This window comes from Bradyrhizobium sp. LTSP857, from assembly GCF_000938285.1.
In the GTDB taxonomy this organism is placed as follows: domain Bacteria; phylum Pseudomonadota; class Alphaproteobacteria; order Rhizobiales; family Xanthobacteraceae; genus Bradyrhizobium.
Genome location: NZ_JYMS01000046.1, coordinates 41,675 through 54,616 on the forward strand (window position 1 = coordinate 41,675; position 12,942 = coordinate 54,616).

7 protein-coding genes are annotated in these 12,942 nt (G+C 65.8%); 6 read left to right on the forward strand and 1 reads right to left on the reverse strand.

The window, feature by feature from the left end; all coding sequences use genetic code 11:
* Nucleotides 1-106 precede the first annotated feature (106 nt).
* The 6 genes from UP06_RS29685 to UP06_RS29710 all read left to right on the forward strand — a co-directional run bounded on the left by UP06_RS29685 (nt 107) and on the right by UP06_RS29710 (nt 11,210).
* The gene (locus UP06_RS29685) at nt 107-5,311 is read left to right on the forward strand and encodes an alpha-2-macroglobulin family protein (protein WP_045007247.1); all 5,205 of its coding nucleotides are present in this window, start codon (nt 107-109) and stop codon (nt 5,309-5,311) included.
* 11 nt (nt 5,312-5,322) lie between these two features.
* On the forward strand, nt 5,323-7,431 hold the full coding sequence (pbpC, locus tag UP06_RS29690; RefSeq protein WP_045007248.1) for a penicillin-binding protein 1C: 2,109 nt from the start codon (nt 5,323-5,325) through the stop codon (nt 7,429-7,431).
* Nucleotides 7,432-7,481: 50 nt separating this feature from the next.
* Complete coding sequence (locus tag UP06_RS29695; RefSeq protein ID WP_045007249.1) at nt 7,482-9,224, forward strand: ArnT family glycosyltransferase; 1,743 nt, start codon at nt 7,482-7,484, stop codon at nt 9,222-9,224.
* 1 nt (nt 9,225) lies between these two features.
* The gene (locus tag UP06_RS29700; protein ID WP_045007250.1) at nt 9,226-10,071 is read left to right on the forward strand and encodes a phosphatase PAP2 family protein; all 846 of its coding nucleotides are present in this window, start codon (nt 9,226-9,228) and stop codon (nt 10,069-10,071) included.
* Nucleotides 10,072-10,149: 78 nt separating this feature from the next.
* On the forward strand, nt 10,150-10,884 hold the full coding sequence (locus UP06_RS29705) for a glycosyltransferase family 2 protein (RefSeq protein WP_045007251.1): 735 nt from the start codon (nt 10,150-10,152) through the stop codon (nt 10,882-10,884).
* On the forward strand, nt 10,881-11,210 hold the full coding sequence (locus UP06_RS29710; RefSeq protein ID WP_045007252.1) for a lipid-A-disaccharide synthase N-terminal domain-containing protein: 330 nt from the start codon (nt 10,881-10,883) through the stop codon (nt 11,208-11,210). The genes UP06_RS29705 and UP06_RS29710 overlap by 4 nt, the downstream gene beginning before the upstream one ends.
* A gap of 18 nt (nt 11,211-11,228) precedes the next feature.
* Here UP06_RS29710 and UP06_RS29715 read toward each other — a convergent pair whose 3' ends face one another.
* Nucleotides 11,229-12,920 carry a Na/Pi cotransporter family protein gene (locus UP06_RS29715; RefSeq protein WP_045007253.1) on the reverse strand — a complete coding sequence of 564 codons (1,692 nt, stop codon included), beginning with the start codon at nt 12,918-12,920 and terminating at the stop codon, nt 11,229-11,231.
* Nucleotides 12,921-12,942 lie beyond the last annotated feature (22 nt).

Genomic DNA, 12,942 nt, shown 5'->3' on the forward strand with positions numbered 1-12,942 from the left:
GCATGCGACGTTTTGCTATCCTGGTTCCATCGCCTTGAGTCGGTCACCTTTCCGAGCATTTCATTGCCTGCCGCGGCGTTCGTCCGCGCTTCCTGGAGTTTCCGTCATGATCGGTCTGGTTCGCGCCGTCACAATCTGCGCAACGCTTTGCTTTGGGCTGGTTTCAGCACAGGCCGCCGACAAGGCGTTCAAGCGTGACGATCTCGCCGATTCCGCAATCAAGCTGGAGGCCCAGATCAAGAGCGAAGCGGGGCCGGTCGCCAAGTCCGGCGCGACGCTGCGCACCGATGCCGACGCCGCCTTCAGGCGCAACGATTTCCGCACCGGCCTGTCGGTGCTCGGCCAGATCGCGGCGACCGCGCCGGAGGACGCCGGCAACTGGCTGCGGCTCGCAAAAGTCATCTTCCAGATCACGCCGAAGAGCTCGAGCGAGCAGACCTTCCTGCTGGAGCGGGCCTCGACCGCCGCCTACGTCGCTTATCAGCGCGCCGGCAATCCGGGCGAGGAGGCGGACGCGCTCGCGGTGCTCGGCAAGTCGCTCTCCGAACGAAAACTGTGGCGGCCGGCGCTGGATGCATTGCGGCTGTCGCTCGACATGCGCGAGGTCGCTGACGTCCGCGGCCAATACGAGAAGATGCGCGACGAGCACGGTTTTCGGCTGCTCGACTACACCGTGGACTCGGATTCGGCGAGCCCGCGCGCCTGCTTCCAGTTCTCCGAAGAGCTTGCGAAGCGCACTGATTTCGCTCCGTTCCTGGCGCTCGCGGGCCAGGACAAGCCGGCGCTGTCGGCCGAAGGCAAGCAGCTCTGCGTCGACGGGCTGAAGCATGGCGAGCGCTACAACATCAATCTGCGCGCCGGCCTGCCGTCGACGGTGAAGGAAGGCCTGCCGAAATCGGCCGAGTTCAACATCTATGTGCGCGACCGCAAGCCCTTCGTGCGCTTCACCAGCCGCGCTTATGTGCTGCCGAAAACCGGCCAGCGCGGCATTCCCGTGATCAGCGTCAACACGCCCGCGGTCAACGTCAACGTATTCCGGATCGGCGATCGCAATCTGATCAACACGGTGGTCGACAGCGATTTCCAGAAGACGCTGTCCAAGTATCAGCTCTCGGATCTCGGCGATGAGCGTGGTGTCAAGGTCTGGTCCGGCGAGCTTGCGACCGCGATGACGCTGAACCAGGACGTCACCACCGCATTCCCGGTCGACCAGGCGCTCGGCGAGCTTCAGCCCGGCGTCTATGTGATGACGGCTGCGGCCAAGGGCCCGGGCTCGGACGACGACTCCCAGCTTGCCACGCAATGGTTCATCGTCTCCGATCTCGGAGTAACGGCCTATTCCGGCAATGATGGCATACACGTCTTCGTCAATTCGCTGGCTTCGACTGATCCGGTCGGGAAGGCCGAGGTACGGCTGGTCGCGCGCAACAACGAGATTTTGGCGACGCGCAAGACCGACGACAGCGGCCATGTCCTGTTCGAGGCGGGGCTTGCACGCGGCGAGGGCGGGCTGTCGCCGGCGATGCTGACTGTCACGGGCGAGAAGGCCGACTATGCCTTCCTCAGCCTGAAGACCTCCGCCTTTGACCTGTCCGATCGCGGTGTCGCGGGCCGCGTGGTGCCATCAGGCGCCGACGCCTTCGTCTATGCCGAGCGCGGCGTCTACCGCTCCAGCGAGACGGTCTATCTCACCGCGCTGCTGCGTGACGGTCAGGGCAATGCCGTGACAGGTGGCCCGCTGACGCTGGTGATCGAGCGCCCCGACGGCGTTGAATTCCGCCGCGCCGTGCTGCCCGACCAGGGTGCTGGCGGGCGTACGCTCTCCGTGCCGCTCAACTCCGCCGTTCCGACCGGCACCTGGCGCGTGCGCGCCTTCACCGATCCGAAGGGCTCCTCGGTCGGCGAGACCACCTTCATGGTCGAGGACTACGTTCCTGATCGGATCGAATTCGACTTGTCCGCCAAGGACAAGCTGATCAAAGCTAACGCTCCTGTGGAGCTTAAGGCCGACGGCCATTTCCTCTATGGCGCGCCGGCCTCGGGCCTCCAGCTCGAGGGCGATATGCTGATCGCGCCCGCGAGCGAACGCCCGGGCTTTGCCGGCTACCAGTTCGGCGTCGACGACGAACAGACCACCTCGAACGAACGCACGCCGCTGGAGAACCTGCCTGAGGCTGACGCCAATGGCGTGGCGACCTTCCCGGTGACGCTGGACAAGCAGCCGGCCTCGACGCGTCCGCAGGAGGCGCAGATTTTTGTCCGCATGGTCGAGACCGGTGGTCGCGCCGTCGAGCGCAAGCTCGTGCTGCCGGTTGCGCCCGCCGCCGCCATGATCGGCATCAAGCCGCTGTTCGGCGACAAGAACGTTGCCGAGGGCGATAAGGCCGAGTTCGACATCGTGTTCATCTCGCCAGAGGGCAAGACCTTGCCGCGCGACGGCCTGCGCTACGAGCTCCTGAAGATGGAGTCGCGCTACCAATGGTATCGCCAGAACAATTACTGGGAGTATGAGCCGGTCAAATCGACCTCGCGCGTCGCCGACGGCGACGTGACGATCGCTGCCGACAAGTCGTCGCGGATCTCGCTGGCGCCGCAACCCGGCCGCTACCGGCTCGACGTCAAGTCGAACGACGCCGACGGCCCGGTGACCTCGGTGCAGTTCGACGTCGGCTGGTATTCCGACGGCAGCGCCGACACGCCGGACCTGCTGGAGACCTCGATCGACAAGCCGCAATACGCCTCCGGCGATACCATGACCGTCTCGGTCAATGTCCGCACCGCTGGCAAGCTCACCATCAACGTGCTCGGCGACCGCCTGCTGACGACGCAGACCATCGACGTCAAGGAGGGGACCGCGCAGATAAAACTTCCGGTCGGCAAGGATTGGGGCACCGGCGCCTATGTGGTGGCAACGCTGCGCCGTCCACTCGATGCGGCTGCGCAACGCATGCCGGGCCGTGCGATCGGCCTGAAATGGTTCGGGATCGACAAGCAGACCCGCACGTTGCAGGTGAAGCTGACGCCGCCGGCGTTGATCCGGCCGAACGCGATGCTGAAGATCCCGGTCAAGCTCGACGGGCTCAATCCGGGGGAGGACGCCAAAATTGTCATCGCCGCGGTCGATGTCGGCATTCTCAACCTCACCAATTACAAGCCGCCGGCGCCGGACGATTACTATCTCGGCCAGCGCCGCCTCAGCGCGGAGATCCGCGATCTCTATGGGCAACTGATCGACGGCATGTCGGGCACGCGCGGCCAGATCAAGTCCGGCGGCGACGCCGGCGCGGCCGAGCTCCAGGGCTCGCCGCCCGCGCAAAAGCCGCTGGCGCTCTATTCGGGCATCGTCACGGTCGCTGCCGACGGCACCGCGGAAGTGAGCTTCGACATTCCGGAGTTCGCCGGCACCGCCCGCGTGATGGCGGTGGCGTGGACCGCGACGAAACTCGGCCGCGCCAACACCGACGTCGTGATCCGCGATCCCGTGGTGCTGACCACGACCTTGCCGCGCTTTCTACTCAATGGCGATCACGGCACGGCCAATCTCGAGATCGACAATGTCGAGGGACAGGCCGGCGATTACGTCATCAACGTGAAGACCGGCGGCCCGATGAAGATGACCGGCAATCCCGCAACCACGGTCAAGCTCGCAGCCAAGCAGCGCAATTCGTTCTCGCTGGCGCTCGACGCGACAGCGGCGGGGCAGGCCACGCTCGATGTCGACATCAAGGGGCCGAACGGGCTTGCGCTCGCGCGGCACTATGCATTCGACGTCAAGGCGGCGACGCAAGTGCTGGCACGGCGCTCGATCCGGACGCTGGCAAAGGGCGAGAGCCTGACGCTGACCTCGGATATGTTCTCCGATCTCGTGCCGGGCACCGGCAGCGTCTCGGTGTCGGCGAGCCTGTCGACCGCGCTCGATGCGGCGACGATTCTGAAAGCGCTCGACCGCTATCCCTATGGCTGCTCGGAACAGATCACCAGCCGCGCCATGCCGCTGCTCTATGTCAACGATCTCGCGGCCGGGGCGCATCTGGCCATGGACACCGAGGTCGACCAGCGCATCCGCGACGCGATCGAACGGCTTTTGGCTCGTCAGGGGTCCAATGGCTCATTCGGCCTGTGGTCGGCCGGCGGCGACGATGCCTGGCTCGACGCCTATGTCACGGACTTCCTGACCCGCGCCCGCGAAAAGGGCTTTGTGGTGCCGGACGTGCTGTTCAAGAACGCGCTCGATCGCGTCCGCAACTCCGTCGTCAACGGCAACGAGCCGGAGAAGGACGGCGGGCGCGATCTCGCCTACGGCCTCTACGTGCTCGCCCGCAATGGCGCAGCGCCGATCGGCGATCTCCGCTATCTCGCCGACACCAAGCTGAGCAATCTGGCGACGCCGATTGCGAAATCACAGCTTGCGGCAGCGTTGGCCTTGGTTGGTGACCGCAATCGTGCGGAACGCGTCTATGGTGCCGCCCTCGACAGCCTTGCGCCAAAGCCGGTGCTGGAGTTCGGCCGCACCGATTACGGCTCGCAGCTCCGCGATGCTGCGGCACTTGTCTCGCTTGCCAGCGAAGGCAACGCGCCGAAGGCGACGCTGACGCAGGCGGTGTTGCGGGTCGAGACCGCGCGCGGGCTGACGCCGTATACATCCACGCAGGAAAATGCGTGGCTGGTGTTGGCGGCGCGGGCGCTGGCCAAGGAAAATCTCTCGATCGAGGTCGACGGGCAGTCGGTCAAGACCGCACTATATCGCAGCTACAAGGCCGCGACGCTGGAGGGCAAGCCGCTGAAGATCACCAACACCGGCGATGCGCCGGTGCAGGCGGTGATCTCGGTGTCGGGCTCGCCGGTCACGCCGGAGCCGGCGGCGTCCAATGGCTTCAAGATCGAGCGCAATTACTTCACGCTTGACGGCAAGCCCGCCGACATCAGCAAGGTCAAGCAGAACGACCGCTTTGCGGTGGTGCTGAAGATCACCGAGGCCAAGCCTGAGTACGGCCACATCATGGTGTCCGACTATCTGCCGGCCGGCCTCGAGATCGACAATCCGAAGCTGGTGTCGTCGGGCGACAGCGGCACGCTGGACTGGATCGAGGACGGCCAGGAGCCGGAGGATACCGAATTCCGCGACGACCGCTTCACAGCGGCCGTCGACCGGGCCTCGGATTCCAAGGCGGTGTTCACGGTCGCCTATATCGTGCGTGTGGTGTCGCCCGGCAAATACGTGCTGCCGCAAGCCTATGTCGAGGACATGTACAACCCCTCGCGTTATGGACGCACCGGCACGGGCAATGTCGAGGTGCGGGCGGCGAAGTGAGTGATGGCGCGATGAGTGAGGTCAACAAGGACGGCAGTGGAGCAGGGCGACGCGGTGTTATGCGTGCCCTCTCGGCCGCCGCGCTTGCGTTCATCCTCGCCATCGGTGCCTTCGTCACCTGGGTCTACTCGCTTGGGCCTCTGCCGTTCGACGAGTCGCGCGCGGTCTCCACCACCATCGTCGATCGCAACGGCAAGCTGCTGCGTGCCTACGCCATGGCCGACGGCCGCTGGCGGCTGCCGGTCGATGCCAAAGCCAATGTCGATCCGACCTACCTGAAACTACTGCTCGCCTATGAGGACCAGCGCTTCTATGCCCATGACGGCATCGATCCGCGTGCGCTTGGCCGCGCCGCGTTGCAGCTCTCGACACGTGGCCACATCGTGTCCGGCGGCTCGACCATCACCATGCAGCTGGCGCGGCTGATGGAGCCGCGGCGGCAGCGCTCGCTCTACGCAAAGCTGCGGCAGATCGTGCGCGCCATCGAGATCGAACGCAGCCTAAGCAAGAGCGAGATCCTCGATCTCTATCTCGCGCTCGCGCCCTACGGCGGCAATCTCGAAGGCATCCGAGCCGCCTCCATTGCCTATCTCGGCAAGGAGCCGAAGCGGCTGTCGCTGGCGGAGGCCGCGCTGCTGGTGGCCCTGCCGCAATCGCCGGAGACACGCCGGCTCGATCGCTATCCCGATGCGGCGCGTAAAGCCCGCGACCGCGTGCTGGATCGCATGGTCGAGGAGCAGGTGGTCAGCGTCGACGACGCGACGCAGGCCAAGGCCGTGCCCGTACCAAAGCTGCGCAAGCCGATGCCGATCCTGGCGCCGCATGCCACCGATACCGCGCTCGCGACCATCAAGGATACGCCGGTCATCAAGCTGACGCTCGATGCGAACTTGCAGAAGGTATTGGAGCCGCTGGCACGCGACCGCGCCATCATGCTCGGACCGAATATCTCAGTCGGCATCATCGTGGTCGACAACGAGAGCGGCGATATACTCGCGCGCGTCGGCTCGGCGGATTATTTCGACGACAGCCGGGCAGGGCAGGTCGACATGACCCGCGCCATTCGCTCGCCGGGATCGACGCTGAAGCCGTTCATCTATGGGCTCGCCTTCGAGGATGGTTTTGTTCATCCCGACAGCCTGATCGACGACCGTCCGGTCCGCTTCGGCTCCTACGCGCCGGAAAATTTCGACATGACGTTCCAGGGCACGCTGCCGGTGAAGAAGGCGCTGCAGCTCTCGCTGAACGTGCCGGCCATCGTGCTGCTCGATCGCGTCGGTGCGAGCCGGCTGGCCTCGCGGCTGCGGCAGGCGGGCGGCAATCTGGTTCTTCCCAAAGACGAGGCGCCGGGTCTCGCCATGGGCCTTGGCGGCGTCGGTGTGACGCTCCAGGACCTCGCCCAGCTCTACACGGGGTTCGCCCGGCTCGGCACGACCAAGCCGCTGCGCGAGGTCATGACTGATAAGGACGATCGCGAGCCGCTGCGGCTGCTGGATCAGGTCGCGGCCTGGCAGGTCGGCAATGTGCTGCTCGGCACCCCGCCGCCGGAAAACGCCGCCCACAACCGTATCGCCTTCAAGACCGGCACCTCCTACGGCTATCGCGATGCCTGGTCGGTCGGGTTCGACGGCCGCATGACTATCGGTGTCTGGGTCGGCCGGCCCGATGGCGCGCCCGTTCCCGGCCTGATCGGCCGCGTCGCAGCCGCGCCGATCCTGTTTGATGCCTTCGCCCGGACCGGCAAGACGCTGACCCCGTTGCCGAAGCCGCCGCGGGGAACCCTGGTTGCCAGTAATGCCAAGCTGCCGTTGCCGTTGAAGCGGTTCCGCCCGGTTGGGGAACTGGTCCGGACCGGGGGCGAGCAGGCGCTGCACATTCAGTTTCCGCTCAACGGTTCCCGGATCGACGTGGACCGCTCGGGCGGGCTGGAGGCCGCCGCCATGCCCGTCAAGGTCGCCGGCGGGGTCGTGCCGATGACTGTCATGGTCAACGGTACGGCCCTCGGCGAGATCGACGGCCGGCGCCAGCGCCTGATTGATCCGCCCGGTCCGGGCTTTGCAAGGCTGACCGTGATCGATGCCACGGGCGCCGCGGACACAGTTGTCATTCGAATTCAGTGACCCCGGCTTAAGCGGTTGTGGCGATGGCGGTTTCATCGTAAGCGGAACCAATGGCCGAGACCTATCCCAGCCCCCGTTTTGGCGCGCCGCGCGAGCCGAAATCGCCCGTGAATCCGGGCAGCCGGCTCGTGCTGATGCTCGACATCGCCACCGCCAGCCACGCCCGCGCGGTCGCCTTTCTGGTGCTGTGCGCGCTGCTGCTGTTTCTGCCGGGCTTCTTCACGATTCCGCCTGTTGACCGCGACGAGGCGCGCTTTGCGCAGGCCACCAAGCAGATGGTCGAGAGCGGCGACTATGTCGATATCCGCTTCCAGGAGGACGTCCGCTACAAGAAGCCGGTCGGCATCTACTGGCTGCAATCCGCCGCGGTTGAAATCGCCACGGCGCTGAAGCTGCCGAAAGCCGAATTGCGGATCTGGGTCTATCGGCTGCCTTCGCTGATCGGCGCGATCGGCGCGGTGCTCATGACCTATTGGACGGCACTCGGCTTCGTGACGCGGCGCGCCGCGGTGCTCGCCGCGCTGCTGGTGTGCGCCTCCGTCCTGCTCGGCGTCGAAGCGCGCCTCGCAAAAACCGACGCGATGCTGCTGTTCTGCGTCGTCGCCGCGATGGGCGCGATGTCGCGGGCCTATCTGTCCTGGCAGCGCGCCGAGGACGAGACCCACCCACCCTGGAGCTGGCCCGCGATCTTCTGGACAGCGCTCGCCGTCGGCATTTTGATCAAGGGTCCGCTGATCCTGATGTTCGCAGGCCTGACTATCGTCGTGCTCGCGATCCAGGACCGCGATGCCTCCTGGCTGTGGCGGCTGCGCCCGGTCTGGGGCCTGATGTGGATGCTGGTGCTGGTGCTGCCCTGGTTCATCGCGATCTTCTGGCGTGCCGGCGACGCCTTCTTTGCGGACTCCGTCGGCGGCGACATGCTGAGCAAGATCGGCGCGCAGGAATCTCACGGCGCGCCCCCAGGCGTTTATCTGGCGCTGTTCTGGATCACCTTCTGGCCGGGTGCGCCGCTCGCTGCGATGGCGGCGCCTGCGGTGTGGCGGGCGCGGCGCGAGCCCGGCGCGCAGTTTCTGCTGGCCTGGCTGATCCCGTCCTGGATCGTGTTCGAGGCGGTGCTGACCAAGCTGCCGCATTACGTGCTGCCGCTATACCCTGCGATCGCGATCCTCACCGTCGGCGCGCTGGAGCGGCGCGTGCTGTCGCGCTCCTGGCTGATGCGCGGCTCGGCCTGGTGGTTCGCGATCCCCGCAGCCGCCTCGATCATCGCGGTGGTCGGCGCGGTCATGCTGACGCGGCAGCCGGCCTTCGTGGCGTGGCCGTTCATTGCGGCCTCGCTGATCTTCGGTCTGTTCGCCTGGTGGCTCTACGACAACAACCGCGCCGAGCGCTCGGTGCTCAACGCGCTGGTCGCGGCCCTGATGCTGGCGGTCGTGGTCTACGGCATCGTGCTGCCATCGCTGACGCCGCTGTTTCCGAGCATCGAGGTCGCGCGCGCCCTGCGCAACGTCACCTGCGTCGGGCCGAAGGCGGCGTCGGCCGGCTATCATGAGCCGAGCCTCGTCTTCCTGACAGGCACGCAGACAGTGCTGACCGACGGCTCGGGAGCTGCTGATTTCCTCAGACAGGGGAGCTGCCGCTTCGCGCTGATCGAACAACGCTCGGAGCGCAGCTTCGTGCAGCGCGCCGAGGCGACCGGGCTGCGCTACAAGGTCGGCGCGCGCATCGACGGCTATAATTTCTCGCAGGGACGCGCGATCTCGATCTCGATCTTCCGCTCCGAAGGCACCGAATAGGATGCCGGCCTCGACCAACATTGCGCCGCGCGCGAGCTACCCCGCGCAATTGCTCGCCGTCTCGGAGCGTGCGCTGGCACAGCTCGTGCGCACGCCCTCGCATTCCCGTCGCGCTGAGGCCGCGCGAAAACTGGCACGGCACGCACTGTGGCTCAGTGTGGCCGGCGCGGCCGCGGTCATCACGCTCATGCTCGCCTTTGATCTGACCGAGATCCAGTTGATGCCGGCGCGCGGCGCGCCGGGCCTCTGGCCGATCCGCATCCTCACTGATTTCGGCAAGGACGAGTATGTGCTCGTGGTGCTGGCTGCGGCGCTCGTCGTGGTCGCGCTTGTTGCGGCCGGCTTGCATGGCACTCGCCGTACACTGCTGCTCGGCCTCGGGACTCGGCTCCAATATTTGTTTCTGTCTGTTGCTGCGTCGGTGTTCATTGCCGAGATCCTAAAGTTCATCATCGGGCGCGGCAGGCCCTTCGTCGGCGGCAAGGCAAATCCGTTCAACTTCGTTCCGTTTCAGGGAACGGAGGCCTATTTCAGCCTGCCATCCGCGCATGCGGTCACGGCATTCGCGTTGGCATTTGCGGTCTCCGCGCTGTGGCCGCGGCTGCGCGTGTTCATGTTCACTTACGCAATCGTGATCCTGTTGACGCGGCTGGTGCTGCTCGCGCACCACCCGAGCGACGTCGTCGCCGGCGCCCTGGTCGGCATGGGCGGCGCCATGGCGGTGCGCTACTGGTTTGCGGCCCGCAGGCTCGGCTTTGCCATTCGTGCCGACGGCACCATTGTGCCGCTCCCGGGACCGGTCGGCGGGCGCCTCAAAAGGGTTGCCCGCGGGGCATCCGCCCCATAAAAGCGGCTGCCTGCCGGGGCCGCCGGTTCCCCGAGCCAATGCCTCCGGGCCAAGCCAATCCAACCACGAGCTTTCGATTTGTCGTCGTCCCAGCCTTCGGTTTCCATCGTCGTTCCCGTGCGCAACGAAGCCGATAACATTGCGCCCCTGATCGAGGAGATCACCGCCGCGCTCGACGGCCGCTGGGTCTACGAGATCGTCTATGTCAACGACGGCTCGACGGATGCGACCGGCGACCGGCTCGTGGCGATCATGACGCAACGGGACAATTTGCGGCAGCTTCGCCACGCCAGATCAGGCGGCCAGTCGGCAGCGGTGCGCAGCGGCGTCCGCGCGGCGCGCGGCGCGATCGTGGCGACGCTCGATGGTGACGGTCAGAACAATCCGGCCTTCCTGCCCGACCTGATCGCGGCGGTCGAGAAGGGCGCGAATGTCGGGCTTGCCGCGGGCCAGCGGGTCGGGCGCAAGGACACGGGCTTCAAGAAATTCCAGTCGCGGGTCGCCAACGGCGTCCGCAATGGCATCCTGAAAGACGGCACGCGCGATACCGGCTGCGGGCTGAAGGCGTTCCGGCGCGAGGTGTTCCTGATGATGCCCTATTTCGACGGGCTGCATCGATTTCTGCCGGCACTGGTCCGCCGTGAGGGGTTTGACATCGCCTATGTCGACGTGATCGACCGGCCGCGCCGTTCGGGCGTGTCCAACTACGGCTTCTTCGACCGGCTGTGGATCGGGATCATGGATCTCGCCGGCGTGTGGTGGCTGATCCGGCGCAAGAAGCCGACGCCAGATGTGACTGAGGTGAAGGCATGATCATTCAATACGGTCAGGCGCTGAGCAACTATTTCTACGACGTCTTCGTCGCCAAGTTCGATTTCTGGCTGGCGTTCGGCCTGGTTGCGCAGCTGTTCTTCACCGCGCGCTTCCTGGTGCAATGGATCGCGAGCGAGCGCGCCGGCAACAGCGTGGTGCCGATGGCGTTCTGGTTCTGCTCGATGGGCGGCGGCTTGATGACGCTGGTCTATGGTGTCGTCAAGCGCGAGCCTGTCATCATCCTCGGTCAGGCGCTGGCGACCATCATCTACATCCGCAACATCATGCTGATCATCAAGAACCGCGGCCGCGCCGCCAAGACCTGAATCGTTGAAGCGGCTTGATCAGCGCGGCAAGGCCGACGCCGCACCCGAGGCGGGCAGGGTGGCCGCATCCGCCTCGCTCCTGCGATAGGGTTCACCCGCCGCATCCAGCACGGGATAGGCCACCGAGCAGATGTGCGAATGGATGCGGCGCAAATCGCGCAGCACGTCCAGATGCAGCGAGGTGGTCTCAATGGTCTCGGGCCGGCCTTCGCGCAGGCGGTCGAGATGGCGTTCGACGGCGGTGAGCTCGGTGTTCTTCAGCGCGGTCTTCTCCACCAGCAGCTTGCGCGCCTCGTTGGCATCGCCCGACATGAACACGCCGAAGGCGATCCGCAGCGACTCCATCGTGCGCTTGTGGAAGGCGGCGAGCTCCTCGGAACCCTCGGGCGAGAACTGGAAGCGCCGCTTGATCTTCTTGGTGGCGAGCTCGCTCAGATTCTTGTCGATGATGTCGCCGATATGCTCGAGATTGATGGCGAAGGAGATGATCTCCATCGCGCGCCGGCCTTCGCCCTCGTCAAGGCTGCCGCGGGTCAGCTTGGTCACGTAGAGCTTGATGGCCTCATCGAGACTGTCGACGACATTGTCCATCTTCGAGACCTGGTCGACCAGCGTGCGGTCGCCGGTCATCATCGCCGCCATCACCTTGCGCAGCATGACCTCGACGAGATCACCCATCCGTAGTGTCTCGCGGGCGGCGTCGGCGAGTGCGAGTGAGGGCGTCTCCAGCGCCGTCTCGTCGAGATAGCGCGGACGGGCCGGATCATCCTCCCGCACGCGATCGGGCAGGAGCCGGGTCAACAGCCGCGACATGGGGTCGAGCAGGCCGATGAAGATCACGGCCGTGCCGACATTGAAGGCGATGTGGAAGGCCGCCGTCATTTTCGCGAGATCGGGCTGCCAGTTATGCATGTGCCCGGCGATCACGTTCAGGAACGGCAGGACGAGGACGATACCGACCACGCGGTTGACGAGATTGCCGACCGGCAGGCGATAGCTCGCGGGATCGTCGCGCTTGGCGCCTTCGAAGACGGGATTGATGGCGCTGCCGAGATTGGCGCCCAGCACCAGGGCCAACGCCGCATCAGACGTGATGAACTGCGAATAAGCCAGCGACATGATCAGCAGCACGCTGGCGACGCTCGAATGCACCGCCCAGGTGACGACCGCCGCGATCATAATGCACAGAACCGGATCGCCGGTGATGGAAGCCATCACGACGCGGACGCCGGGCGCGTTCTCCGCCGGCGCCAGCGTGTCGAGCAGGATGTGCAGCGACAGCAACATCAGCCCGAGGCCGATCAGGATGCGGCCGATATCCTTGATGCGCGAGCGTGGACCGGAGCGGAAGGCGACGAGCCCGAGCACGAACAGTACCGGCGCGACGGCTGCGATATTGAACGACAGCGCCTGCACGATCAGCGTGGTGCCGACATTGGCCCCTAACATGATGGCGAGCGCGGCGACGAGGCTGAGCAAGCCCTCGGCGGCGAAGGAGCTGGTGAGCAGCGCGGTCGCGGTGCTGCTCTGGAGCAGCGCCGTCAGCCCGAGGCCGGCGGCAAAGGCGCTGAAGCGGTTGCCGAGCGCCTTGCCGAGCGCGCGTCGCAGGTCGGGGCCGAAGGCGCGCAGAATGCCGCTTTGGACCATATGGAGGCCCCACAGCAGCAGCGCCACGCCACCCATCAGATCAAGCAGAACCAACGTTCCCATGCTCCGTGTCCGGATTAGAGTC

Bases quoted from the DNA above. Each gene is read 5' to 3' on its own strand.
- UP06_RS29715 (WP_045007253.1), bottom strand. From the start codon at position 12,920: ATGGGAACGTTGGTTCTGCTTGATCTGATGGGTGGCGTGGCGCTGCTG.
- pbpC (WP_045007248.1), top strand. From the start codon at position 5,323: ATGAGTGAGGTCAACAAGGACGGCAGTGGAGCAGGGCGACGCGGTGTT.
- UP06_RS29710 (WP_045007252.1), top strand. From the start codon at position 10,881: ATGATCATTCAATACGGTCAGGCGCTGAGCAACTATTTCTACGACGTC.
- UP06_RS29700 (WP_045007250.1), top strand. From the start codon at position 9,226: ATGCCGGCCTCGACCAACATTGCGCCGCGCGCGAGCTACCCCGCGCAA.
- UP06_RS29695 (WP_045007249.1), top strand. From the start codon at position 7,482: ATGGCCGAGACCTATCCCAGCCCCCGTTTTGGCGCGCCGCGCGAGCCG.
- UP06_RS29685 (WP_045007247.1), top strand. From the start codon at position 107: ATGATCGGTCTGGTTCGCGCCGTCACAATCTGCGCAACGCTTTGCTTT.